Source organism: Mycobacterium sp. NGS40, assembly GCF_059812735.1.
In genome coordinates, this window is sequence record NZ_JCALDG010000011.1 from 1 (window position 1) to 23,541 (window position 23,541).

Sequence of the window (23,541 nt, forward strand, 5' to 3'; positions counted from 1 at the left end):
ACTAGCGCATACCGTCGACGTTCTCCTTTCGGAGTAACCGCTGCAGTCACGAGTAGCCATCGTGCCAGTCAAAGTGGTACTGCATTGCCATTTCCGCTAAACGGCCCGCCAGACCGGCATGGCATGATGGCCCGCATGCCCGACTTGAGCCGTCGCGCGGTGCTCAGTCTTGGTGCCAGCGCGGCTATAGGAGCAGCGGGCGCGTTTGCGCTCGACAACCTATTACACACCAGGACAACTCGCAGCATCCCGGTTTCGAGCGCCAGCACGCAGGTTCCGTTGGCGCCGTCGACCGCGCCGCTGGAACCGGCCCCTGCCGGGGACCCGGCGCCGACGATGACAACGGGTGCTTTCACCTCCGCGGCGCGGGGCGGGATATCGACGAACTGGGCGATCGCCCGGCCACCGGGACAGACCAAGGCACTGCGTCCGGTTATCGCCCTGCACGGCAAGGGCAGTGATGCGGCCACGGTCATGGCCGGCGGTGTCGAGCAGGGTCTGGCGCAGGCCGTCAACGCGGGGCTGCCGCCGTTCGCGGTCGTCGCCGTCGACGGCGGGGGCGGCTACTGGCACAAGCGGTCGTCGGGCGAAGACTCCGGTGCGATGGTGCTGGACGAGCTGATTCCGATGCTGGACAGCCAGCGGCTGGACACCTCGCGGGTGGCATTCCTGGGCTGGTCGATGGGCGGCTACGGCGCGCTGCTGCTCGGCGGCCGGCTCGGACCGGCGCGCACCGCGGCGATCTGCGCGGTGAGCCCGGCGTTGTGGATGTCATCCGGCGCGGCCGCACCCGGCGCTTTCGACGGACCCGACGACTTCGCGGCGAATTCGGTGTTCGGAATGCCGGCGCTGGCCTCCATTCCGATCCGGATCGACTGCGGCGACAGTGATCCCTTCTACGACGCGACCAAGCAGTTCATCGCTCAGTTGCCCCACCCGCCCGCAGGTGGTTTCTCGCCCGGCGGGCACAATCCCACGTTCTGGAGTTCGCAGCTACCGGCCGAACTGACCTGGATGGCACCGCTGCTGACGGCGTAGGCGCGCTACCCTCGCGGACGTGAGCACGCCGTTCGACTGGAACTTCCCCTACTCCTGGCCGCGCAAGCCCGTTCTGGGGTCGAACGTCGTGTGCACGTCGCAACCGCTCGCCGCCCAAGCCGGTCTTCGGATGCTCGCCGAGGGCGGCAGTGCCGCCGACGCGGCGATTGCCACCGCGATCACGCTGACCGTGGTGGAGCCGGTCTCCAACGGCATCGGCTCAGACGCCTTCGCCATCGTCTGGGACGGCAAGCAGTTACACGGACTGAACGCATCCGGTCGCTCGCCGGCCGCATGGACCCCGGAGTACTTCGGCGGCAAAGGTGTTCCCGTGCTGGGCTGGAATTCGGTGACCGTGCCGGGAGCGGTGTCGGCCTGGGTCGAGTTGCACGCCAAGTTCGGCAAACTCCCGTTCGAGCGCCTCTTCGAGCCGGCGATCTCCTACGGCCGCAACGGGTTCGCAGTGTCACCTACGATCGCGCAGCAATGGGCCGCACAGGTCCCGACGTTCGAATCGCAGCCGGGCTTCGCCGAGACGTTCCTGCCCGATGGGCGGGCGCCGAAACCCGGTGAGCGCGTGCGTCTTCCCGAGCACTCGGCAACACTGGAAAAGATCGCCGCGACCAGCGGTGAGGCGTTCTACCGCGGCGACCTGGCGGCCCAACTCGAAGCGCACGCGACGGCGCACGGCGGGGTATTGCGGGCCGGCGACCTCGCCGCCCACCGCGCCGACTGGGTCGGCACGATTTCCGGAACCTATCGCGGCTACACCGTCCACGAGATACCGCCCAACTGCCAGGGCATCGTGGCGTTGATCGCGCTCGGAATCCTTGCGCACTTCGAGATGTCCTCGCTGCCAGTCGATTCCGCCGACAGCCTGCATCTGCAGATCGAAGCGCTCAAGCTGGCCTTCGCGGACGCGCAGGCCTACGTCTCCGACATCGACCACATGGCGATGCCCCCCGAGGACCTGCTGGACGCCGAGTACCTCAAGCAGCGGGCCGCGCTGATCGACCGCGATCAGGCCCAGCCCGCATCGGCGGGCACCCCGGCGGGAGGCACCGTCTATCTCACCGCGGCCGACGCATCGGGGGTGATGGTGTCGATGATCCAGTCGAACTACATGGGGTTCGGCTCCGGCGTGGTGGTGAGGGGCACCGGCATCTCACTGCAGAACCGCGGAGCGGGTTTCGTTGCAAATCAGGGACATCCGAACCAAGTCGGGCCGAACAAGCGGCCGTACCAGACGATCATTCCGGGCTTCGTCACCAAGGACGGCGCGCCGGTCATGAGCTTCGGGGTCATGGGGGGTCCGATGCAGCCCCAGGGCCACGTGCAGGTGTTGGTCCGCATCGCCGATTACGGCCAGAATCCGCAGGCGGCCTGCGACGGCCCGCGGTTCCGCTGGTTGCAGGGCATGCAGGTGGCCTGCGAGCCGGCCTTCCCACCGGCGGCACTCGACGAGTTGCGCCGGCGCGGACACGACCTGCTCACCGTCGACGACTACAACGCCTTCGGCAGCTGCCAGGCGATCTGGCGCCTCGACGACGGGTATCTCGCGGCCAGTGACCCACGCCGGGACGGGCAAGCCACCGCGTTCTAGACGTGGATTTTGCCCTCTTGGGCCAACAACCCGATATCGGTCCGGAAATGGCTGCCCGGCAACCGAATTGAGTCCAGGATCCGGTATGCCGCCGCGCGTGCGCCGGTCAGGTCGGCGCCGGTGCCGACCACCGACAGCACCCGTCCGCCCGACGAGACGATCGCGCCGTCATCGCGCCGCGCTGTGCCGGCATGGAGCACGCCGTCGGCTTCGGATCCGGTGATGACGTCGCCGACTCGCGGGCGCCCGGGATAGTTCTCGGCAGCCAGCACCACGGTCACGGCCGCACCGTCTTTCCAGCGCAACTCACCGAAGCCGGCCAGCGCACCGGTACTGGCGGCGTGCAGCAGCTGCCCGAGTGGTGACTCCAGCAGGGCCAACACCGCCTGGGTCTCCGGATCGCCGAAGCGGCAGTTGAATTCGACCACCGCTGGCCCCTTGGCAGTGATCGCGAGGCCGACATACAGCAGTCCGGAGAACGGGCAACCGCGCCGAACCATCTCGGCCGCAACGGGTTCGACGATCCCGCTGACGATGTCGCGGCACACATCGGCGGACAGCCACGGCAACGGCGCATAGGCACCCATGCCACCGGTGTTCGGGCCGGCGTCGCCGTCGCCCACCCGCTTGAAATCCTGCGCCGGCAGCAACGGCACCACCGTCTCGCCGTCGACCACACAGAACAGCGAAACCTCGGGCCCGTCGAGGAAGGACTCCAGCAACACGGGATGACCGGACTCGAGCAAGCTCGCGCCATGGGCGCGGGCGACGTCGCGATCGGGCGTGACTACCACGCCCTTACCGGCTGCCAGGGCATCGTCCTTGACCACCCAGGCCCGGTCACCCGCGGGCGGCCCGAAGCGACCGAGGGCCGCGTCCAAATGCGCCGGATTGTCCACGATTTCGCTCGAAGCGGTCCGCACCCCGGCGGCCGCCATGACCTCCTTGGCGAACGCCTTCGATCCCTCGATGCGAGCCGCGTCCTTGCTGGGGCCGAAGCAGGCGATGCCGGCGGCGCGCACGGCGTCGGCGACCCCGAGCACCAGCGGCACCTCAGGTCCGATGACGACAAGGTCGGCACCGACCTCGCGGGCCAGCGCGACGACGTCCGCACCGGAGGTGATGTCGACATCGTGCTGCTCGGCCAACCTGCCGGTGCCGGCATTGCCGGGAGCGATGGCCAGCCCCGTGACCTGCGGATCTCTACTGAGAGCCAGCAGCAGGGCATGTTCACGGGCACCGGAGCCGATCACCAGAACGCGCACGACAGGTCAGACTAGCGGCACGGCGTTACAGGATCCTCTCGAGCAGGTTTTTGAGGTCCTTTTGCTGCGTTGCCGTCAGGCGCCCAAGGCGCTTGTTGAACTCGGCGGACAGCAACGCCAACCCTTTCGCGGCAGCTTGGCGCCCGGCCGGGGTGAGCAGCAGCCGATGGCGGCGCAAATCCGCCGGGTCGATCTCCCGGCGCACGAACCCGGCGGCCTCGAGTCGCTTCAGGTACAACGTCACCGTCGCCTTGGGCATGCTCAGCGCGGCTGCCAACTCGGCCGGGTAGGGATGTTCGTCGATCTCGGCGAGCAGGAACAGCTCTTTGGACTCCAGCCCCAGCGCACAGATGTCGGCCTCGGCGCACGATATGACCGAGAGCAGTACCCGATAGTTCAGTGACCAGATCTTGGCCGCATCAACCGCAGACATCGACTTGCCAGATCGTTCAGCTGTGAACTAGTTTGGTAATGAACAATCTCATAAGCGAACAATCTACCAGGAGTGGCCATCATGCCTCTGGATCAATACGTGACACTCGGACGGTCCGGCTTGCGCGTCAGCCCCCTGTGCCTGGGCGCGATGACGTTCGGTGAAGACCTCGGCTGGGGTACCAGCGTGGAAGAGTCGCAGCAGATCATCGATCGCTACACCGAACTCGGCGGCAACTTCATCGACACCGCCAACTTCTACACCCGCAGCCACTCCGAAAAAATCATCGGCGACCACGTCGGACGCCACGCGGCGCGGCGCGATCGCCTGGTGATCGCGACGAAGTTCAGCGGCAATCTGTACCCCGGTGACCCCAATGGTGGTGGCGCGGGCCGCAAATCGCTGATCAATGCCTGCGAAAACTCGTTGCGGCGCTTGCAGACCGACTACATCGACCTGTACTGGCTGCACATGTGGGACGTCAACACCCCCATCGAGGAGACGATGGGAGCGCTGGACGATCTCGTCGCGGCCGGCAAGGTCCGCTACATCGGGGTGTCGGACACCCCGGCGTGGAAGATCGTCGAAGCCAACCTGATCGCCAAGTTCCGCGGCTGGTCGTCATTCATCGGCCTGCAGGTCGAGTACTCGCTGCTGGAACGCACGATCGAACAGGAACTGGTGCCGATGGCCGGCGAATTCGGCCTGGGCATCACGCCGTGGTCACCGCTGAAGGGCGGCGTGCTCAGCGGCAAGTACACCCGGCAAAACGCGGGACAGCACAACGCCGATCGCGGTGCGATGGTTGGTGCATTCCTCAACGACAAGACCTACGCGCTGATCGACGAACTCGAGGCCATCGCCCAGGCGCACGAGACCAACGTTGCCAGTGTCGCGCTGGCGTGGGTGGGCGCACAGCCCGCCGTCTCGTCGATCATCATTGGGGCACGCAGACTCTCGCAGCTCGACGACAATGTCCGCGCGGTCGACGTGGACCTCACCGATGACGAACTGACTCGGTTGACCAAACTGACCAAGCCGAGACTCGGTTTCCCGCAAGGCATGATGGACATGGCGCCAGGGATCATCCAAGGCGGAACCACGGTCAACGGTGTCTACGGAGCGCCCTCCGAATACGTGATGCCCGAAGGTGGCCAGCCGTACTGAGTAAGCGGGTCAGTCGCCCGAGTGCATCTTCAGCGCGGCGTCCACGTTGGCCTTCTTGTCCTCGCCGGCACCCTTGGCCGCGGCCTTCTTGCGCTTTGCGACGACGGCCGATACCGCGCCGTTGAGCGCGGAGCCCAGCGGAAAGCCGAGGTAGTGGGTGAGGAAAACGGCCATCTCCTTGAGCTCGTCCTCGCTGAGTTCGCCGTTGAGCAGTGCCGCGTTGATCTGGATCTCGGCCAGGTCGCGGCTGCCAACCGCGGTCACCGCCGTCAACGTCATGATGCGCTTGTCTCGCATCGACAGGCCGGGCCGGTTCCAGATGTCGCCGAACAGATGATCAACTGTCAGGTCGAAGTAAGCGTCGCCCTCGATGTTGGGCATCTCCCACCCGTAGACCTCGTTCATTTTTTCGAGGCCCTTGCGGCGCAGTTCGTCCATTTACGTCTCTTTCTCTGTGTGCGGCACCCCGAGGCCGGCGGCCAACCCCTCATACGCCAACTGGGCCAGCGGCAGGTCGACGGACACGGATTCTCCGAGGGCCAACGCCAGGCTCAAGTCCTTCTCGCCGAGCCCGCGAGTGTGCAGGAAGGGCTCGTACAGGAAGTTGCCCGGCTCAAGGTCTTTCATGTCTTCGCGCACCATGATCGCGCCGGGGCCACTGGTGAGCGCGTCGGTGTGGCGGACCACCCGGCCCAGCGTCTGCAGATCCAGCCCCGCCGCCTCGGCGAGTTTCATCGCCTCGCAGGCCGCGACGTACGAGGTGAACGTCAACATGTTGCGCGCCAGCTTCATTCGGGTGCCCGCACCCGGCTCGCCGGCATGGACGACCATCGCCGCCCAGTGCTTGAACGCCGGTTTGATCCGCTCGTATACCTCGCGATCGGCGCCCACCATCGTGGCGAGCTTGCCTTCCGCCGCGGCGGCCGCCCCGCCGCTGACGGGCGCGTCGACGATATGAATGCCCTGCGGTTTGAGTTCGGCCGCCAGCTCTACAGCGGTGGTGTCGCTGATCGTCGAATGGATTGCAATGACGGTACCCGGCTTGGCATGTGCGGCCAACTCCGCGACGACCTCACGCACCTGGGCGTCGTTGAGCACGGTGATGTGGATGATGTCGGCGGCCGCGATGTCGGCGACGCTGTCGGCGATGCCGGCACCCTTCTCGACCAGTGGCGTCATCGCCTCGGTGCGGATGTCGTAAACCGTCACCCCGCCAGGCCATTCGGTCATCTTCGTGGCCATCGGCGCGCCCATGTTCCCCAGCCCGATGTACCCCAGCCTGAGATCGGTCATGACCGGAAGATCTGTCCGCCGTCGACGTTGAAGATCTGCCCGGTGATCCAGGACGCCTCGTCCGATAGCAGGAACAGGCACATGCCGACGAGATCCTCCGGCTGTCCCATGCGCGACAAGGGAATTCCCTTGATGATGTCGGCAACCATCTCCTGCGGCGTGGTGGACCGGTTGGCCTCGGTGTCGATCGGACCCGGCGCGATGGCGTTGATCCGAATATTCTGGCCCCCGAGTTCGGTGGCCAGCTGCTGGGTGAGTCCGTTGATTCCGACCTTGGCCAACCCGTAGAAGTTCGAGTACAGCCAGGCTGCGGTGGACGACTGGTTGACGATTGCTCCGCCGCCACGTTTGGCCATCTTCTTGTAGACCGCGCGGGTGCACCACAGCGCACCGTCGAGGTTCACGCTCATGAACTTCTTGTAGTACTCAGGGTCGACGGTGATCAGGAAGTCGAGCTTCATGCCGCCGAAGATCGCCGCGTTGTTCACCAGGTAGTCGATGCCGCCGAACTCGGCCAGGGTGCGGTCGGCCATCTCCTTGGCAGACGCCGGATCCGACACGTCGACGGGCAGGGCCAGCGCGGTGCCGCCCTCACCCTTAATCCCGTCGGCCACCTTCTCGGCACCCGCCACGTTGATGTCCGCAACAACCACGGCCGCTCCCTCACGGGCCAGCGCCTCGACGTAGGCCTGACCAATGCCACCGCCCGATCCGGTGACGATGGCGACCTTGTTCTCAAATCTCATGTTCTTCAAGCTCCTCTGGTTAAACCGCTGTCGCAATCGTCTTGGTTTCCAAGTACTCCTCGAACCCGGCCAGACCCATTTCGCGGCCGTTCCCGGATTGCTTGTACCCGCCGAACGGCGCATCGGCCGAATACCACACGCCGCCATTGACATTGATGGTTCCGGCGCGCACCCGCGCGGCAGCCCGGGCGGCCCGCTCCGGATCGGCGCCGAACACGGTGCCCGACAACCCGTAGGGCGAGTCGTTGGCTATACGCACGGCGTCGTCGTCACCATCGTGCGCGATCACCGTCAGGACCGGTCCAAAGATCTCCTCGCGTGCGACGCGGGCGTCGTTGCCCAGACCGGCGATCAGGGTGGGCTCGATGAAGAAGCCAACCTCGCGGTCGGCCGGGCGGCCGCCTCCGCAGGCGAACGTCCCGCCCTCGGCGATCGCCGAGTCGAGGTAACCCTGGATCCGATCCCGCTGACGCGCGGAAATCACCGGCCCGCAGATGGTTCCGGGGTCGGTGGGATCGCCGGCTTTGATACCGCCCATCGTCGCAGCCGCGATGGAGACGGCTTCGTCGTACTTGGCCCGCGGTACCACCAGACGAGTGGTGATCGCGCAGCCTTGGCCGGCGTGCATGCACACCGAGAAGCCCGCCACCCCCACCGCTCCGGCCAGGTCGGCGTCGTCAAGGACGATGAACGCCGACTTGCCGCCCAGTTCGAGGAAAACCCTCTTGATGGTCGCGGCGCCGTCGGCCATCACGGCGCGGCCGGTGGCCGTCGATCCGGTGAACGAAACCATGTCCACCCGAGGGTCTTTGGACAACATCGCACCCACACTGTGGTCGCTGGAGGTGACGACGTTGATCACACCCGCGGGGAAGTCGGTGTGCTCGGCGATCAGCTCGCCCAATACGGCGGCACACCAAGGAGTGTCAGGAGCCGGCTTCAGGACGACGGTATTGCCGGCCGCCAGGGCTGGCCCGATCTTGGCGAGGTTGATCTGGTGCGGAAAGTTCCACGGCGTGATGGCACCGACGACCCCGACTGCCTCGCGCGCGATGGTGCGCCGGGTGGGGATACCCATCGGCTTGGCCTCGCCGAGATCCTGGTTGTACTCATAGGATTCGGCAGTATCGGCCGCGAACGCCAGGTCGTTGACCGGGACTTCGAGCTGCGCGATCGCGGTAAGCATACGCGGCGCGCCGACCTCGGCGATGGTCATGTCGCGCAGCTCTTCAAGATGCTGCTGCATCGCCTCGCGCAGCTGGCGCACACACCGCACGCGCAGCTCGGTGTCGCGCGACCAGTCCGTCTCGTCGAAGGCGCGGCGCGCGGCATCGATCGCGCGGCTCATGTCGTCGGTGTCGGCGTCCGCCGCGACGCCCAGCACTTCCTCCGTCGCCGGATTGATCGTCGGGAAGGTACCGGCTCCGCCAGGCGACATCTTGCCGTCGATGAAGAGTTCACTCACGCCGTCGGCCAACAAGGCCATCTCTCGCTCCCGTCTATGGGTGGCAAATCCAAGGGGTGATTCGACACGCCCATTCGAATGGACAGTTGTCCGATAATGCCCCCAGGCACCATAGCTGTCGGTCCATCAGCGGTGCAAGAGCCGATCTCCAAACCGACGGCATACCGCAGCATAAATGCTCATTAACCAGCCGATTTGATCGGCGGGCTTGCTTCGCGTCCCTGCTGTCCGATAGCTTGGACATGTGTCCAGCGATGCCCTGGTTACAGTCACAGCCCAGAACGGGCAATCAAGCGGTCAGGCGCCGCGCAATCGCCGCCAAGAGGAGACTTTCCGCAAGGTGCTTGCCGCCGGCATCGAAACCCTGCGCGAGAAGTCGTACGCCGACCTGACGGTGCGAGCGGTCGCGGCCCGGGCCAGAGTGGCCCCCGCCACCGCCTACACCTACTTCTCGTCGAAAAACCACTTGATCGCCGAGGTGTATCTGGACCTGGTGCAACAGGTCCCGTTCTTCACCGATGTCAACGACCCCATGCCCGTTCGGGTGGACAAGGTGTTGCGCCACCTGGCGTTGGTGGTCGCCGACGAACCCGAGGTCGGCGCCGCGTGCACGATCGCGCTACTCGGCGGAAGCGCCGATCCCGCGGTGGGCGCCGCGCGGGACCGCATCGGTGCGGAGATCCACCGTCGCATCGCGACGGCCATCGGGCCAGGCGCCGACGCCAGCACGGTGTCCGCGCTCGAAATGACATTCTTCGGCGCACTGGTACAAGCCGCCAGTGGCCAGTTCACCTATCACCAGATCGCCGACCGGTTGGCCTATGTCGTCAGTCTGATCCTGCCCGGCACCGGGGAGACGAGCCAGGAGACAAGAACCAAATGACCCTCCACGTTGGAGATCACGAATTGGTCCTCGATCCTTACGACTACGACTTCCACGAAGATCCGTATCCGTACTACAAACGGCTGCGCGACGAAGCGCCGTTGTATCGCAATGACGAACTGAAGTTCTGGGCGCTGTCGCGGCATCAGGATGTGTTGCAGGGATTCCGCAACAGCACAACGCTTTCCAACAAATACGGCGTCTCATTGGACCCGGCGTCGCGCGGCCCGCATGCCAGCAAGACGATGAGCTTCCTCGCGATGGACGATCCGGCCCACCTGCGGCTGCGCACATTGGTGTCGAAGGGGTTCACCCCGCGCCGCATTCGCGAGCTCGAACCGCGGGTCACCGAAATCGCGGTCAAGCACCTCGACACGATGCTGGACGCGGCCGCATCCGGCGGCGCCACTGTCGATTTCGTCGACGAGTTCGCGGGCAAGCTACCGATGGATGTGATCTCCGAGCTGATGGGGGTACCCGAGGCCGACCGCGTGCAGGTGCGGGCCTGGGCCGACGGGGTGATGCACCGCGACGAGGGCGTCACCGACGTGCCGCCGGAGGCGGTCGAGGCGTCGATCAACCTGATCGTGTATTACCAGCAGATGGTCGCCGAGCGGCGCACCAAGCCGACCGACGATCTGACCACCGCGCTGCTGGAAGCAGAGATCGACGGCGACCGCCTGACCGACGACGAAGTACTCGGCTTCATGTTCCTGATGGTGATCGCCGGAAACGAGACCACCACCAAATTGCTTGCCAACGCTGCGTTTTGGGGACACAAGAACCCCGACCAGTTGGCAGGAGTCTACGACGATCCCGAACTGGTGACGCCGTGGGTCGAGGAGACCCTGCGCTACGACACGTCCAGCCAGATCCTCGCCCGCACCGTGGCCGGCGAGCTCACCCTCTACGGCACCACGATCCCCGACGGGGATGTGGTTCTGCTGCTGCCCGGCTCCGCCCATCGCGACGAGCGGGTGTTCGATAACCCGGACGACTATGTGATCGGACGTGAAATCGGTTCCAAGTTAATGAGTTTCGGTAGCGGGGCGCATTTCTGCCTGGGAGCCCACCTGGCCCGGATGGAGGCACGCGTAGCGCTCACCGAGTTGTTCAAGCGAATCCGCGGATATCAAGTCGACGAGGCCAACGCCGTCCGCGTCCACTCCAGCAATGTCCGCGGATTCGCTCACCTACCCATCACCGTGGAGACCCGCTGATGCCTCGCTTCGCCCCCCTGCCCGAACGTCGGCCGGTGATCGTCGCCGGCGCCTCCTCCGGTATCGGAGAGGCCACCGCTATCGAACTCGCCGCCCACGGCTTCCCGGTCGCCCTGGGCGCCCGCCGGGTCGAAAAGCTCGACGATATCGTCGGCAAGATCAACGCCGACGGTGGCGAGGCGGTCGGATTCCACCTCGACGTCACCGACCCGAACTCGGTGAAAACCTTTGTTGCACAGTCGGTCGACGCCCTCGGTGACATCGAGGTACTGGTCGCCGGCGCGGGTGACACCTACTTCGGAAAGCTCGCCGAGATCGCAGGCGACGAGTTCGAATCGCAGCTGCAGATCCACCTTGTCGGCGCCTTCCGGTTGGCCTCGGCCGTGCTGCCGGGCATGCTCGAACGCCAGCGCGGCGATCTGATCTTCGTGGGTTCCGATGTCGCGCTGCGCCAGCGCCCGCACATGGGCGCCTACGGCGCGGCCAAGGCCGCACTGGTCGCCATGGTCACCAATTTCCAGATGGAACTGGAGGGCACTGGTGTGCGGGCCTCGATCGTGCACCCGGGCCCGACCAAGACGTCGATGGGCTGGAGTCTCCCGGCCGACAAGATCGGTCCCGCGCTGGAGGACTGGGCCAAGTGGGGCCAGGCGCGCCACGACTACTTCCTGCGCGCGGCAGACCTCGGACGAGCCATCACGTTCGTCGCCGAGACACCGCGTGGTGGATTCATCGCAAGCATGGAGCTTCAGCCCGAAGCCCCGCTGGCCGACAACAAAGACCGACAGAAGCTCGCCCTGGGCGAAGAGGGGATGCCGTCATGACTTCGCGAATCGACGATGCGGCGCGCGGCGCGCGGCGAGAAGGAGTGAGCAAATGACAGCCGCCATCGTGCCACGGGTTTCCGGCGGCGAAGAAGAGCACGGCCATCTTGAGGAATTCCGTACCGACCCAATCGGTTTGATGAAGCGCGTCCGCGAGGAGTGTGGCGACGTCGGTTGGTTCCAGCTGGTCGACAAGCACGTGATCCTGCTGTCCGGCGCGAACGCCAACGAGTTCTTCTTCCGCTCCGCCGACGAGGATCTCGACCAGGCCGAGGCCTACCCGTTCATGACGCCGATCTTCGGCAAGGGCGTGGTGTTCGACGCCAGCCCGGAGCGGCGCAAGGAGATGCTGCACAACTCCGCACTGCGCGGCGAGCAGATGAAGGGGCACGCCGCCACGATCGAGGGCGAAGTCAAGAAGATGATCGCCAATTGGGGCGACGAGGGCGAAATCGAGCTGCTCGACTTCTTCGCCGAGCTGACCATCTACACCTCGACCGCCTGCCTGATCGGGCTGAAGTTCCGCGAGCAGCTCGACCACCGCTTCGCCGAGTACTACCACCAATTGGAGCGCGGCACCGACCCGCTGTGCTACGTCGACCCGTACCTGCCGATCGAGAGTTTCAAGCTGCGCGACGAGGCGCGGGTGAAACTCGTTGCACTGGTTCAGGAAATCATGGATCAGCGGATCGCGAACCCGCCCAAGGACAAGAGCGACCGCGACATGCTCGACGTGCTGGTGTCCATCAAGGACGAAGAGGGCAACTTGCGCTTCTCGGCCGACGAGGTCACCGGCATGTTCATCTCGCTGATGTTCGCCGGGCACCACACCAGCTCGGGGACCTCGGCGTGGACCCTGATCGAGTTGATCCGCCATCCCGACGTGTACGCCGAGGTGCTGACCGAGCTCGACGAGCTGTACGCCGACGGCCAGGAAGTGAGTTTCCATGCGCTGCGGTCGATTCCGAAGCTGGACAACGTGGTCAAGGAGACACTGCGGCTGCACCCTCCGCTGATCATCCTGATGCGGGTGGCTCAAGGCGAGTTCGAGGTCGAAGGTTTCCCGATCCACAAGGGAGACTTCGTCGCGGCGTCCCCCGCGATCAGCAACCGCATTCCCGAGGACTTCCCCGATCCGGACGCGTTCAAGCCGGACCGCTACAACAAGCCCGAGCAGGCCGACATCGTCAACCGGTGGACGTGGATTCCGTTCGGCGCCGGGCGGCACCGCTGCGTGGGCGCGGCGTTCGCCCAGATGCAGATCAAGGCGATCTTCTCGGTCCTGTTGCGCGAGTACGAGTTTGAGATGGCGCAGCCGGCCGACACCTACCACAACGACCACTCCAAGATGGTCGTCCAGCTGGCTCGGCCCGCCAAGGCCCGCTACCGCAAGCGCACCGCCTAGGAGCCGGCGATGGCATTTCGTATCGGAGTCGACCTGGACTTGTGTCAGGGCCACGCCATGTGCGAGCTGGAGGCACCCGATTACTTCAAGGTGCCCAGGCGGGGCAAGGTCGAGATCCTCGACTCAGAACCGCCCGAAGACGCCCGCGATGAAGTCCAGCGCGCGGTCGATATGTGCCCAACCCAAGCCCTATTCATCGAGGAAAAGGAAGACTGATCCATGACATCACAGGCGTCACACTCGCGCGCAGATCTCGAGGCATGGGTCGAGCGCTGGCTACAGACCAACAAGGACTGCGAAAAGGCCGGCGACTGGAAGCCGTTGGCCGACTTCTACGCCAAGGACGCGACCTACGGCTGGAACATCGGCCCGAAGGAAGACGTGATGTGCGTGGGTGTCGACGAGATCCGCGATGTCGCACTCGGCCTCGAGATGGAGGGCCTGGAGAACTGGGTCTACGAGTACCAGAAGGTGCTCATCGACGAGAAGCAGGGTGAGATCGTCGGCTTCTGGAAGCAGATCGTGAACAAGGCCGACGGCACCCGCGACGAGATCTACGGCATCGGCGGCAGCTGGTTCCGCCTGAACGCCGAAGGACTAATCGAGTGGCAACGTGATTTCTTCGATTTCGGTCACGTCGCGTACATGTTCGGCAAGCTGATCGAGTCCGGCGACCTGAGCGACGGGATGCAGAAGCGCATCGAGCGCAGCATCGCCGGCGAGAAGCTGCCCGGTTACTATCCGCTCGGCCAGGCTCCCGTTCCCATCTGGTGACCTCCCGACCGGTTGGTTGGACCCCCACTTGTTTACAGCCCGGTGATGCACGTCATAATGGTCAGCGAATGAGAACACGTTCTAAATTGCCATCCGGCCCCGGCCGGCCCCTTTCACCGGCATTCGGGTCAGGGCACGTTAGTGGAGGTCCTTCATGAAGACAAAAGGCGCACTGATCTGGGAATTCAACCAGCCGTGGTCCATCGAGGAAATTGAGATCGGCGACCCCAAAGCGCACGAGGTCAAGATCCAGATGGAAGCGGCCGGGATGTGCCATTCGGATCATCATCTAGTTACCGGTGGCATCCCGATGGCGGGCTTCCCCGTTCTCGGCGGCCACGAGGGTGCGGGCATCGTCACCGAGGTCGGCCCCGGCGTGGAGGACATCGCGCCGGGCGACCACGTGGTGCTGTCGTTCATCCCGTCCTGCGGGCAGTGTCCGACCTGCCAGTCCGGCATGCGCAACCTGTGCGACTTGGGCGCCGGCCTGCTCGGCGGTGAGGCGGTCAGCGACGGCACCTTCCGCATCCAGGCCCGCGGCCAGAACGTCTTCCCGATGACGCTGCTGGGCACCTTCTCGCCGTACATGGTTGTGCACCGCGCCTCGGTGGTGAAGATCGACCCGTCGGTGCCGTTCGAGGTGGCCGCCCTGGTCGGTTGCGGCGTCACCACCGGCTACGGCTCGGCGGTCCGCACCGCCGACATCCGGCCGGGCCAGGACGTCGCGATCGTCGGCGTCGGCGGTGTCGGCATGGCCGCGCTACAGGGTGCGGTCAACGCCGGTGCCCGCTACATCTTCGCGATCGACCCGGTGGAGTGGAAGCGCGACCAGGCACTGAAGTTCGGAGCCACCCACGTCTACCCGGACATCAACGCCGCGCTGATGGGCATTGCCGAGGTCACTTACGGCCTGATGGCCCACAAGGTGGTCGTCACCGTCGGCGAGCTGCACGGGGCCGACATCGACAACTACCTGAACATCACCCAAAAGGGCGGGACCTGCGTGCTGACCGCGATCGGCAGCCTGTTGGACACCAACGTCAACATCAATCTGGCGATGCTGACCCTGATGCAGAAGAACCTGCAGGGCACCATCTTCGGCGGTGGTAACCCGCAGTACGACATCCCGCAGCTGCTGTCGATGTACAAGGCCGGCAAGCTCAACCTGGACGACATGGTCACCACCCAGTACCGCCTCGAGCAGATCAACGAGGGTTACCAGGACATGCTGGACGGCAAGAACATTCGCGGCGTCATTCGGTACACCGACGCCGACCGGTAACCCGACCGGTCCTGGGTGACCAGCTTTCCGCACCTCTTGGCGCCGGGGCGAATCGGCGCCATGACGGTGCGCAACCGGGTCGTCATGTCTCCGATGGAGACGATGTACGGCACCGGCGACGGGCTACCGTCGGCGCGCACCCGCGACTATTTCGCCGCTCGTGCCCGCGGTGGGGTCGGGTTGATCACGTTGGGCGCCACCGGGGTCGACCATCACCACCCCGAGACTCCCGGTGGCCTTCATCTGGCCACCGACGAGGCGATCGGCGCCCATCGGGCGCTGGTGGAGGTCGTGCACGAACACGGCGCCAAGATCCAGCCGCAGATCGTGCACGCCGGCCCCGACGGGCTGGGCCCGGAGCTTTTCGGGGTCGAGTCGTTGGGGCCATCGGTGATCCCGTCGTATCTCACCGGCCGCCCGTCCAGCGAAATCAGCAAGCGACAACTCCGCGAAGTCTTCGACTTGTTCAAGGGAGCGGTGCGCCGCGCCGCCGAAGCGGGCTACGACGGTATCGAACTGCACGCCGCACACGGCTACATGCTGCTGGGCTCTTTCCTTGCACCACAACGTAATCGACGCACCGACGACTATCGGGGTGACTCCACCCGGGGCCGGCTGCGGGTGGTGCTGGAGGCGCTGGCCGCCATTCGGTCCGAGGTGGGCGACGCGCTGCCCATCACGCTGCGCATCTCCGGCTACGAACGGGTCGCCGGAGGGCGGGCGATCTACGAAACCGCCCGCATGGCAACCGAACTCGTCGCAGCGGGGGTCGACGCCTTCCACGTCAGCGGCGGGGTGATAGACCGGCTCGTCACGGGCATGGTCAACGCCGCCGACGACGGCGACGCGCTCAATGTCGGCGCGGCCGCGGCCGTCAAGCAGACGGTCGATGTGCCGGTGATCGCCGTCGGCCGGATCCATGACCCCGTCCGGGCCGAGCAGATCCTCGCCGATGGACGCGCGGACTTCATCGCGATGGGGCGCCCGCTGCTGGCCGACCCCGATCTGCCCCGCAAACTGCAGACCGGTCAATCGCACCGCATCCGCAAGTGCATTTCTTGCGAAAACTGTATCGACGCAATGGAACAGCGCTTCTCTGTCGACTGCGCCGTCAATCCCCGCACCGGCAAGGAACGCGAACTGTCTGCGCCACGCGCCGGTCGCGCCAAGCGCGTCGTGGTGATCGGCGGCGGGCCGGCCGGCCTGGAGGCCGCCCGCGTGGCCGCTCAGCGCGGCCACCGCGTCACGCTCTTCGAGCGCGCCGGCCAACTCGGCGGCGCGCTGCGCTGGGCCTGCGTGCTGCATCCCGAGAACCAACCGTTCCTACGGTATCTACGCGACGAGATCAGGCTCAGCACCGCCAAAGTGCATCTGGGCCATGCAGTTTCGGTCGACGACGTTCTCGCGCATGCGCCCGACGCCGTGGTGGTCGCCACCGGCGGTCACGTCGCGGTACCGGCGATTCCAGGAGCCGAGCTGCCGCACGTGCACACCGGGCCGGGTTTGCGTCAGTTGCTCGGCGGCCACGCCGAAGGCACCGATCCGGCCTGGCAACGGCTGGGCGCCGCGCTACTGGCGGGCCGGCGGCAGCGGCTGGTGCACCCGGCCGCCGTTCGGCTTGCCACCCGCGCCTGGATGCCGGTGGGCCGCCGCGTCGTCATCATCGGCGGAGACCTGGTCGCCCTGGAACTCGCCGAGTTCCTGGCCGGCCGGGGCCGGCTGGTGTCGATCCTCGAGTCCGGCAAGGACATCGCCCCGGAAGTGGGTAACAAGCGCAAGACTGAACACATGGACCGACTCGACCGGCTCGGCGTCACCGTGCACATCCGCGCGGCCGTCGACCGCATCACGACCCGGGGCGTGATATTCACCCCGGTCGGTGGGACCACTCGCGAACTGCCCGCCGACAGCGTCGTGATCGCCGGGTCCGTCGAACCCGACACCGCACTGTTCGACAGCGTGACGGCCGCCCTGCCCGGGGCCGACGTGCATGCCGCCGGCGATTGCAGCGGTCTGGGGCTTATTCGTAAGGCAACCGAAGAGGGCGCGCGCGCCGCGTGCGCGATCTAACGACAGGAGAGAGATAGCGATGACCCAAACCACCCAATCCCCGGCACTGACCGCCTCGCAGTCGTCGTGGCGGTGCGCGCAGGGCAAAGACCGGGACGGCTGGCTGGCGCTGATGACCGACGACGTGGTCATCGAGGACCCGATCGGCAAGTCGGTCACCAACCCCGACGGCACCGGTGTGCGTGGCAAAGCCGCCGTCGGCGAGTTCTTCGACAACAACATTGCGCAAAACCAGCTGACCATCACCTGCGAAGAGACGTTCGGATCGAGTGATCCCAACGAGATCGCTCATATTCTGGTGCTGCAGAGCAAGTTTGAGGGCGGCATGACCAGCAAGGTGCGCGGCGTGTTCACCTACAAGGTCAACGAGGCGGGGCTGATCACCAACATGCGCGGCTACTGGAACCTCGACGTGATGGAGTTCGGCCAGGAGGACTGACGCAACGGCGCCGGATGGTCCTACCTATGCTGGGGCCATGTCGTCGATCTTCACCAAGATCATCAACCGTGAACTGCCGGGCCGATTTGTGTACGAGGATGACGACGTCGTCGCATTCCTGACGATCGAGCCGATGACCCAGGGGCACACGCTGGTGGTGCCGCGCGCCGAGATCGATCAGTGGCAGAGCGTCGAACAAGGCGCGTTCGCGCGCGTGATGTCGGTCAGCCAGCTGATCGGCAAGGCGGTGTGCAAGGCGTTTCGGGCCGAGCGGGCCGGGCTGATCATCGCGGGTCTGGAGGTGCCGCATCTGCACGTTCACGTCTTCCCCACCCGCAGCCTCAGCGACTTCGGCTTCGCCAACGTCGACCGCAATCCGTCGCCGGAGTCGCTCGATCAGGCGCAGGCCAGGATCAAAGCGGCGCTCGAGCAGCTAGGCCAGGCCTAGCCGACCTGGGCCGGTACGTCGCTCACGCGCGGCAGGGTGACGCGGAAACAACAGCCCTCACCGGGCGCCGTTTGGACGGTGACCTTGCCGCCGTGCGCGTGAACCAGCGAGTCGACGATGGACAGCCCCAGGCCGGTACCACCGCTGGCCCGCGCGCGCGACGAGTCGGTGCGATAGAACCGCTCGAACACCCGCGACGCGTCCTGCTCGCTCATGCCGGGCCCCCGGTCGGCCACCTCGATCACCGCGTCGTCGCCGTCGGTACCGACCCGAACGATGAGGTCGGCACTGGTCGGGGTGTGCTGCAGGGCGTTGGCGACGAGATTGCTCAGCACCTGGCGGATCCGCGCCTCGTCACCGAGCACCTCGGGAGTGCCGGGGCCGTCGAGGATTTCCATCGTGACGGTGCGCTTCGGGTCGATGGCCTGCGCATCGTGCACGGCGTCACTGGCCAGCGCCAGCAGGTCGACGCGATGGTGTTCCAGCGGCCGCTGCACGTCCAGCCGGGCCAGCAGCAACAGGTCGTCGACCAGTAGGCCCATCCGGCTGGCTTCGCTTTCGATGCGCGACAGCAACATCGCCACGTCGCGCGCCGCGCCCTGCCGATACAGTTCGGCGAAGCCGCGAATGGTGGTGAGCGGGGTCCGCAGTTCGTGGCTGGCGTCGGTGATGAACCGTCGCATCCGATCCTCCGAGCCGCGTGCTGTTTCGGCCGAGGACACCGAGGATGCCACCGCTTGCTGAATCTGGGTGAGCATTCCGTTGAGCGCCAACGAAAGCCGGCCCACTTCGGTGCGGGGATCACGTTCGGGAACGCGACGGTCCAGCTGGCCCGCGGCGATCGCGGCGGCGGTTTGTTCGACCTCGACCAGCGGGCGCAGGCTGCGGTGCACCACCGCGAAGCCGGCGATGCCGACCACCACCAGCACGGCCACCCCGATGCCGAACTGCAACCAGACCAGCGACCGGACGGTTTGCTGGACGTCGGACAGGTCGATCGCGACGGTCGTCAGGCCGTGCGGCCCGTGTACCGACACCGCTCGCCACTGAATGTCGGAGCCGTTGACCGAGGGCAGCGTAGTCGGATTGGGGCCCACGTCGTTGTTGGGCGGCAGGGCCGGTTCGGCGTTGCGGTCGTTGATGGCGGTAAACGGTTGGCCGTCGGTGCCGACACCGCGCACGTAGTACTTCGACGGGGGCCGGCCCGGGTCCGGGCCTTCGTAGGAAGACGCCGTCAGTTGCCGCCGCGGGGCCAGCGCCCAGCCGCGCGAGGCCTCGAGCAGCGTCGTGTCGATGCGGCTGACCAGACTGTGCCGCAGGATCGACGTGACCATGACCCCCGAGGCCGCCAGCCCGCACGCAACCAACACCAGGGTTGCCGCGACCAGACCCACTCGCAGGGGCAGTCCCCGGCGAACCTGGGCGGTCGTTTCCGTCTTCTTCGCCACCGATTGCTACTTTCCGCGAATGGCCGGGTGCGTACTCAGCGCGGCTCCCGAAGAACGTAGCCCACCCCGCGCAGGGTATGCAGCAGCCGCTTCTCCCCAGTATCGATCTTCCGGCGCAGATACGACACGTAGGACTCGACGACATTGACGTCGCCGCCGAAGTCGTAACGCCAAACGTGGTCAAGGATTTTCGGCTTGCTCAGCACCGTCCCCGCATTGATTACGAAGTAACGGAGCAGCGTGAATTCGGTGGGCGACAACGACACCGGTTCGCCGGCCTTCCACACTTCGTGGGTCTCTTCGTCGAGCTCGATGTCGGCGAAAGTCAGTCGGGCATTGTGGGTTTCGGCGCCACCCTTGCCGGCCCGCCGCAAGATGACCCGCAGCCGGGCAACGACCTCCTCCAAACTGAACGGCTTGGTCACGTAGTCGTCACCGCCCAGCGTCAGACCCGCGATCTTGTCCTGCAGGGAGTCGCGTGCCGTCAGGAACAATGCCGGGGCATCGATGCCGTCGGCCCGCAACCGCCGCAACACACCAAAGCCGTCCATGCCGGGCATCATCACGTCGAGGATCACCGCGTCAGGGCGCGCTTCACGCGCGCGGTCCAGGGCCTGGGCTCCGTTGGTCGCGGTGGAGACTTCGAACCCCTGGAACTTGAGACTCACGGAGAGCAGCTCGACGATATTGACCTCGTCGTCAACGACGAGGATGCGGGCTTCCGGTTTGGTGTCGCTTTGGGGTGCCGCTGTCATCTGGGTTGTCCCGTCCTAAGCTGAACATTGCCTATGTAATAATTGTGTAATTCCTGGGAGCTCGGTGACAAGCTTCTGCTAGTAGTCTGCCAGGAATCATCGCATCAGCTTGGACCGGTACCCGGTTTTTGAGGGCGCGTCGTGCATAGACTCGAACCATGGATCTCGCCAAGAGCATGGTGTCCGCCGCGACCGCGCCCGCCCGGGTCGGCCTTGCGGCTGCCGAAGCGAGCCTGAATCTTGCCACCGCGGCCGTCGGGGTGGCGAAGCGATCACTCGGCGAGAGCGGACAAACCCGCACCAACGCGGTGACCTCGATGCTGGGGCTCGACGACGCGATCAACCGTGCCAATCGGCTGGCCAGAATGATGGACGACGACGCACCGCTGGGACGAGCGATGGCGGTCGACGGGCCGCTCGACCGGTTGCTGCGCCCGGGCGGCGTGGTCGACCTGCTGATGTCGGACGGCGGCCTGGTCGATCGGCTGACCGCGGAGGGCGGCGGCCTGCATCGGACGCTGCAACCGGGCGGGCTGGCCGATCAGCTGCTATCCGAGGACGGGCTGATCGAGCGCGTGTTGTCCGAGGATGGGCTGGCGGACCGCCTGTTGTCCGAGGGCGGCCTGATCGACAAGCTGACCGCCAAAAACGGTCCGCTGGACCAGCTTGCCGACGTCGCCGACACTTTGGCGCGATTGACGCCCGGGATGGAAGCGCTCGAGCCGGCCATCGCCACGCTGCAGGACGCCGTCAACGCGCTCACTATGGTCGTTAACCCGCTGAGCAACATCGCCGAGCGGATCCCGCTGCCGGGCCGGCGACCCGGGCGACGCACCGTGTCACGTCCGGTGCCGTCGCAGCGGATCATCGAGGGCGACGCCTGAACGGCTAAGCTGGCACCCGATTTACCCCGGCCTCCTTAGCTCAGTGGTAGAGCACTCGCCTTGTAAGCGAAAGGTCGTCAGTTCAATCCTGACAGGGGGCTCTGGATTTCAGTGTCCGTCGGTGCTGGTAGAGGCGTTCTCGCCGTCGAACAATCGGGCGGTTGAGACTTTCTTGCCCACATTTTCCGGTGAGGTAGCCAGAGGTGAGCGTTAGCCAAACGGCGAACTGACTGGCGTGTCCCCCGCGGCGCTTTAAAGTCTGCGATGTGGCCGACGTTTTTCGGGTCAGCAATGAGGGGTTGCAGGTGCTGGCGGCACACTGCGCGACGGTCTCGGCGGAGTTGGTGGCGGCGACACCGCTGCCCAGGGTGGGGCTAGCCATCCAGGCGACGTCCGGCGCTGTCGGTGCTACCCATGCGGCCCTGGACGAAGCCATCGCCACCCTGGCCCAACGAGCGCAAACGAGTGCGCTCAAATCAGCCATGGCGGGCACCGAGTTTGCTGCGACGGACATCGATGGCGCGCAGCAAGCCGCCGCTCTCGGCGCCTCGATACCTCAGGTGTAACCGGTGGCGGGGGTCGGTGGCGTGGGAGTGCCCTCCCTCTCGGAGATCAACCCGTGAACAATGTTCTGGACGCCATCCCGGCGGAGCATCGCGCGGTGATTATTGACGAACTGGCACGCCTGGAACCGGCCATGCCCACTGAACTTCGCGCCACAAAAGAGCCGAGCAGCGAACAGACTCGCGCCGTGGTGGACGTCCTCATCACCGAAATGATGAACAATCTCGGGCCCGATTGGCGGCCGAACGAGCGCGGTCAAGCAATCGAAAAAGCAATCGGAGCCTACTATTCGGCGTGGCCCACAAATGAGTGACTGACAAATTGCCCAATCAGTTCTGAACTGCAATGTGAGCGAGCCGGAAGTGGTGTCCGGTCCGCAGGCAGGAATGGTCGCGCACTTTCACCGGGCCCGCCCGGACAGACCGAGGCACCTCGCTGCCATCGCGAGGTACGCCTACGACCAAATCGACCAGGCCCGAACAGAATTGAATGCTATCTCGGAACGGATGAGATGCGAGGCAGGCCGACGGGCCCTCCGCCAGACTTCTGCCCACAAAATGCCCACAATTCCGCTGCAGTTACAGATATCTCCCTTGATCTCTGGTAACGAACTTTCGCTGCTAAGAGGGGCTTTCACCCTCCCCCGCCGCACCGTCAGGCGAGTTCAATCCTGACAGGAGGCTCCGCGCTGGGTGACCCGGTTTACGGGTGACCCGGGAGGTTGTCCAGCCCACCCTGAATGCCGTGCAGATCGTCTTGGATGCCCTGCAGTTTTCCTTCGATGGCCTGCAGATCCGAGAGAGTGTTCTGGTAAGCCGGCTGCATCTCGTCCGCCATCGAGGGCCGGGACTGCGGACAGTACGAGACGATGGCGCCCGCGGTGACCTCGGTGCTCTGGTTGGCGTCCCATATCGAAGATCGCTGCACGAATCCGACCGCATCCGAGAAATTGCGTTGGCGCGCCAGGAAATCACAAACCGCGTGCCCTTGGGCCACGACGTACTCCTGGCTGGGAACCGGTACGCCTTCGTGCTTCAACGCCTCGATGAACGCCGTGTCGACGACGTCCCCCCGCGACGCTGGCGCTTTGGGTGCGACCGGCTGGGGCGGCGCGACCGACGGCGGGCCTTCCGTCGGTTGCGGTTGCGCCGACGGCGCCGATGAATCGTGATGGCGCAACGCGAGCATCACCACCACCGCGGCGACAAGTGCTACCAGAGACAGCGGCAGCGCCGCGACAAGGCCGAAGCGGCGCAGCGCGCCCTTGCGTCGGCGCGTCATGGTCTTTTCGGTCTTCGTCTCGCGAGGAGGCTCGCGTAACCAGGCGTCCGGGACGTAGTCGAACTCCGCCGCCGCAACGGGTGCGGAGTACGGAATCCCGGCGCTATGAGCCAGTAGTTCGTCGAGCAGCTCGTCGGCCTCTCGGGATGAGGGCTGAGCGCCCTGCGCAGCGATCCGCCGTAATTCTGACTCGATGGTCTCGCGGTCGCGCATATCAACCAGTTTGCGAGTGTCACGACGTTGTGACAAGTCCA

At 65.7% G+C, this 23,541-nt stretch carries 25 protein-coding genes and 1 tRNA gene; 17 read left to right on the top strand and 9 right to left on the bottom strand.

The window, feature by feature from the left end:
• The first annotated feature begins 123 nt into the window (after positions 1 to 123).
• Entirely contained in the window at positions 124 to 1,038 is a 915-nt protein-coding gene (locus AC5Y5O_RS17590; protein ID WP_096290203.1) for an alpha/beta hydrolase-fold protein, read from the top strand.
• 19 nt (positions 1,039 to 1,057) lie between these two features.
• A complete protein-coding gene (locus AC5Y5O_RS17595; RefSeq protein ID WP_096290204.1) occupies positions 1,058 to 2,641 on the top strand; it encodes a gamma-glutamyltransferase family protein in 1,584 nt (527 codons plus the stop codon).
• Here the strand turns inward: AC5Y5O_RS17595 and purD are convergent.
• Together purD and AC5Y5O_RS17605 are read right to left on the bottom strand one after the other, a co-directional pair.
• Positions 2,638 to 3,906, bottom strand: a complete 1,269-nt coding sequence (gene purD, locus AC5Y5O_RS17600) for a phosphoribosylamine--glycine ligase (protein ID WP_096290205.1) — start codon at positions 3,904 to 3,906, stop codon at positions 2,638 to 2,640. The two genes, AC5Y5O_RS17595 and purD, sit on opposite strands and share 4 nt — an antisense overlap.
• A gap of 25 nt (positions 3,907 to 3,931) precedes the next feature.
• Positions 3,932 to 4,339, bottom strand: a complete 408-nt coding sequence (locus tag AC5Y5O_RS17605) for a MarR family winged helix-turn-helix transcriptional regulator (RefSeq protein ID WP_096290206.1) — start codon at positions 4,337 to 4,339, stop codon at positions 3,932 to 3,934.
• Between the two features lie 72 nt (positions 4,340 to 4,411).
• Here AC5Y5O_RS17605 and AC5Y5O_RS17610 point away from each other — a divergent pair, with 72 nt between their 5' ends.
• Entirely contained in the window at positions 4,412 to 5,506 is a 1,095-nt protein-coding gene (locus tag AC5Y5O_RS17610) for an aldo/keto reductase (RefSeq protein WP_096290207.1), read from the top strand.
• Between the two features lie 9 nt (positions 5,507 to 5,515).
• On the opposite strand, the gene AC5Y5O_RS17615 is transcribed toward AC5Y5O_RS17610, so the two are convergent.
• The 4 genes from AC5Y5O_RS17615 to AC5Y5O_RS17630 are packed head-to-tail and all read right to left on the bottom strand — an operon-like array spanning position 5,516 to position 9,031.
• A complete protein-coding gene (locus tag AC5Y5O_RS17615; RefSeq protein WP_096290208.1) occupies positions 5,516 to 5,944 on the bottom strand; it encodes a carboxymuconolactone decarboxylase family protein in 429 nt (142 codons plus the stop codon).
• The gene (locus AC5Y5O_RS17620; RefSeq protein ID WP_096290209.1) at positions 5,945 to 6,799 is read right to left on the bottom strand and encodes an NAD(P)-dependent oxidoreductase; all 855 of its coding nucleotides are present in this window, start codon (positions 6,797 to 6,799) and stop codon (positions 5,945 to 5,947) included.
• Positions 6,796 to 7,545 carry an SDR family oxidoreductase gene (locus tag AC5Y5O_RS17625; protein ID WP_500026186.1) on the bottom strand — a complete coding sequence of 250 codons (750 nt, stop codon included), beginning with the start codon at positions 7,543 to 7,545 and terminating at the stop codon, positions 6,796 to 6,798. Before AC5Y5O_RS17625 ends, AC5Y5O_RS17620 begins: the two co-directional genes overlap by 4 nt.
• Positions 7,546 to 7,564: 19 nt before the next feature.
• Positions 7,565 to 9,031 (bottom strand): aldehyde dehydrogenase, encoded by a 1,467-nt coding sequence (locus AC5Y5O_RS17630; protein WP_096290211.1) that lies wholly within the window; start codon positions 9,029 to 9,031, stop codon positions 7,565 to 7,567.
• Positions 9,032 to 9,254: 223 nt separating this feature from the next.
• Between AC5Y5O_RS17630 and AC5Y5O_RS17635 the strand changes: the two genes are divergently transcribed.
• The 10 genes from AC5Y5O_RS17635 to AC5Y5O_RS17680 all read left to right on the top strand — a co-directional run bounded on the left by AC5Y5O_RS17635 (position 9,255) and on the right by AC5Y5O_RS17680 (position 18,355).
• Complete coding sequence (locus AC5Y5O_RS17635) at positions 9,255 to 9,893, top strand: TetR family transcriptional regulator (protein ID WP_500026195.1); 639 nt, start codon at positions 9,255 to 9,257, stop codon at positions 9,891 to 9,893.
• Positions 9,890 to 11,113, top strand: coding sequence for a cytochrome P450 (locus tag AC5Y5O_RS17640; RefSeq protein ID WP_096290213.1), 1,224 nt, complete (start codon positions 9,890 to 9,892; stop codon positions 11,111 to 11,113). Before AC5Y5O_RS17635 ends, AC5Y5O_RS17640 begins: the two co-directional genes overlap by 4 nt.
• Complete coding sequence (locus AC5Y5O_RS17645) at positions 11,113 to 11,937, top strand: SDR family oxidoreductase (RefSeq protein WP_096290214.1); 825 nt, start codon at positions 11,113 to 11,115, stop codon at positions 11,935 to 11,937. Before AC5Y5O_RS17640 ends, AC5Y5O_RS17645 begins: the two co-directional genes overlap by 1 nt.
• A gap of 52 nt (positions 11,938 to 11,989) precedes the next feature.
• Complete coding sequence (cyp51, locus tag AC5Y5O_RS17650) at positions 11,990 to 13,342, top strand: lanosterol 14-alpha demethylase (protein WP_096290215.1); 1,353 nt, start codon at positions 11,990 to 11,992, stop codon at positions 13,340 to 13,342.
• A 9-nt stretch (positions 13,343 to 13,351) separates the two neighbouring features.
• Positions 13,352 to 13,558: a ferredoxin gene (locus AC5Y5O_RS17655; protein ID WP_096290216.1), complete on the top strand. Its 207-nt coding sequence runs from the start codon at positions 13,352 to 13,354 to the stop codon at positions 13,556 to 13,558.
• A gap of 3 nt (positions 13,559 to 13,561) precedes the next feature.
• On the top strand, positions 13,562 to 14,116 hold the full coding sequence (locus AC5Y5O_RS17660; RefSeq protein WP_096290217.1) for a nuclear transport factor 2-like protein: 555 nt from the start codon (positions 13,562 to 13,564) through the stop codon (positions 14,114 to 14,116).
• Between the two features lie 154 nt (positions 14,117 to 14,270).
• Positions 14,271 to 15,398 carry an NDMA-dependent alcohol dehydrogenase gene (locus AC5Y5O_RS17665; RefSeq protein WP_096290218.1) on the top strand — a complete coding sequence of 376 codons (1,128 nt, stop codon included), beginning with the start codon at positions 14,271 to 14,273 and terminating at the stop codon, positions 15,396 to 15,398.
• Positions 15,399 to 15,413: 15 nt separating this feature from the next.
• Positions 15,414 to 17,468, top strand: a complete 2,055-nt coding sequence (locus tag AC5Y5O_RS17670; RefSeq protein ID WP_500026205.1) for an oxidoreductase — start codon at positions 15,414 to 15,416, stop codon at positions 17,466 to 17,468.
• A gap of 19 nt (positions 17,469 to 17,487) precedes the next feature.
• Complete coding sequence (locus tag AC5Y5O_RS17675; RefSeq protein WP_096290220.1) at positions 17,488 to 17,907, top strand: ketosteroid isomerase family protein; 420 nt, start codon at positions 17,488 to 17,490, stop codon at positions 17,905 to 17,907.
• Between the two features lie 37 nt (positions 17,908 to 17,944).
• On the top strand, positions 17,945 to 18,355 hold the full coding sequence (locus tag AC5Y5O_RS17680) for an HIT family protein (RefSeq protein WP_500026208.1): 411 nt from the start codon (positions 17,945 to 17,947) through the stop codon (positions 18,353 to 18,355).
• Here AC5Y5O_RS17680 and AC5Y5O_RS17685 read toward each other — a convergent pair.
• Entirely contained in the window at positions 18,352 to 19,803 is a 1,452-nt protein-coding gene (locus AC5Y5O_RS17685; protein WP_165796485.1) for a sensor histidine kinase, read from the bottom strand. The two genes, AC5Y5O_RS17680 and AC5Y5O_RS17685, sit on opposite strands and share 4 nt — an antisense overlap.
• 35 nt (positions 19,804 to 19,838) lie before the next feature.
• On the bottom strand, positions 19,839 to 20,558 hold the full coding sequence (gene phoP, locus AC5Y5O_RS17690) for a two-component system response regulator PhoP (RefSeq protein ID WP_096290222.1): 720 nt from the start codon (positions 20,556 to 20,558) through the stop codon (positions 19,839 to 19,841).
• 158 nt (positions 20,559 to 20,716) lie between these two features.
• Here phoP and AC5Y5O_RS17695 point away from each other — a divergent pair, with 158 nt between their 5' ends.
• The 4 genes from AC5Y5O_RS17695 to AC5Y5O_RS17710 all read left to right on the top strand — a co-directional run bounded on the left by AC5Y5O_RS17695 (position 20,717) and on the right by AC5Y5O_RS17710 (position 22,319).
• Positions 20,717 to 21,442, top strand: coding sequence for a hypothetical protein (locus AC5Y5O_RS17695; protein ID WP_096290223.1), 726 nt, complete (start codon positions 20,717 to 20,719; stop codon positions 21,440 to 21,442).
• 29 nt (positions 21,443 to 21,471) lie between these two features.
• Positions 21,472 to 21,543, top strand: a tRNA-Thr gene (locus tag AC5Y5O_RS17700).
• Positions 21,544 to 21,708: 165 nt separating this feature from the next.
• On the top strand, positions 21,709 to 22,008 hold the full coding sequence (locus AC5Y5O_RS17705) for a hypothetical protein (protein WP_096290224.1): 300 nt from the start codon (positions 21,709 to 21,711) through the stop codon (positions 22,006 to 22,008).
• A gap of 53 nt (positions 22,009 to 22,061) precedes the next feature.
• Positions 22,062 to 22,319 carry a hypothetical protein gene (locus AC5Y5O_RS17710; RefSeq protein ID WP_096290225.1) on the top strand — a complete coding sequence of 86 codons (258 nt, stop codon included), beginning with the start codon at positions 22,062 to 22,064 and terminating at the stop codon, positions 22,317 to 22,319.
• A 389-nt stretch (positions 22,320 to 22,708) separates the two neighbouring features.
• On the opposite strand, the gene AC5Y5O_RS17715 is transcribed toward AC5Y5O_RS17710, so the two are convergent.
• On the bottom strand, positions 22,709 to 23,500 hold the full coding sequence (locus tag AC5Y5O_RS17715; protein WP_096290226.1) for a DUF732 domain-containing protein: 792 nt from the start codon (positions 23,498 to 23,500) through the stop codon (positions 22,709 to 22,711).
• Positions 23,501 to 23,541: the final 41 nt, after the last annotated feature.

Coding starts and splice junctions, on each gene's coding strand:
- AC5Y5O_RS17640 (WP_096290213.1), top strand. CDS start 9,890: ATGACCCTCCACGTTGGAGATCACGAATTGGTCCTCGATCCTTACGAC.
- AC5Y5O_RS17680 (WP_500026208.1), top strand. CDS start 17,945: ATGTCGTCGATCTTCACCAAGATCATCAACCGTGAACTGCCGGGCCGA.
- cyp51 (WP_096290215.1), top strand. CDS start 11,990: ATGACAGCCGCCATCGTGCCACGGGTTTCCGGCGGCGAAGAAGAGCAC.
- AC5Y5O_RS17665 (WP_096290218.1), top strand. CDS start 14,271: ATGAAGACAAAAGGCGCACTGATCTGGGAATTCAACCAGCCGTGGTCC.
- AC5Y5O_RS17615 (WP_096290208.1), bottom strand. CDS start 5,944: ATGGACGAACTGCGCCGCAAGGGCCTCGAAAAAATGAACGAGGTCTAC.
- AC5Y5O_RS17675 (WP_096290220.1), top strand. CDS start 17,488: ATGACCCAAACCACCCAATCCCCGGCACTGACCGCCTCGCAGTCGTCG.
- AC5Y5O_RS17715 (WP_096290226.1), bottom strand. CDS start 23,500: ATGCGCGACCGCGAGACCATCGAGTCAGAATTACGGCGGATCGCTGCG.
- AC5Y5O_RS17620 (WP_096290209.1), bottom strand. CDS start 6,799: ATGACCGATCTCAGGCTGGGGTACATCGGGCTGGGGAACATGGGCGCG.
- AC5Y5O_RS17590 (WP_096290203.1), top strand. CDS start 124: ATGATGGCCCGCATGCCCGACTTGAGCCGTCGCGCGGTGCTCAGTCTT.
- AC5Y5O_RS17645 (WP_096290214.1), top strand. CDS start 11,113: ATGCCTCGCTTCGCCCCCCTGCCCGAACGTCGGCCGGTGATCGTCGCC.
- AC5Y5O_RS17625 (WP_500026186.1), bottom strand. CDS start 7,545: ATGAGATTTGAGAACAAGGTCGCCATCGTCACCGGATCGGGCGGTGGC.
- AC5Y5O_RS17605 (WP_096290206.1), bottom strand. CDS start 4,339: ATGTCTGCGGTTGATGCGGCCAAGATCTGGTCACTGAACTATCGGGTA.
- AC5Y5O_RS17695 (WP_096290223.1), top strand. CDS start 20,717: ATGGATCTCGCCAAGAGCATGGTGTCCGCCGCGACCGCGCCCGCCCGG.
- AC5Y5O_RS17630 (WP_096290211.1), bottom strand. CDS start 9,031: ATGGCCTTGTTGGCCGACGGCGTGAGTGAACTCTTCATCGACGGCAAG.
- phoP (WP_096290222.1), bottom strand. CDS start 20,558: ATGACAGCGGCACCCCAAAGCGACACCAAACCGGAAGCCCGCATCCTC.
- AC5Y5O_RS17660 (WP_096290217.1), top strand. CDS start 13,562: ATGACATCACAGGCGTCACACTCGCGCGCAGATCTCGAGGCATGGGTC.
- AC5Y5O_RS17655 (WP_096290216.1), top strand. CDS start 13,352: ATGGCATTTCGTATCGGAGTCGACCTGGACTTGTGTCAGGGCCACGCC.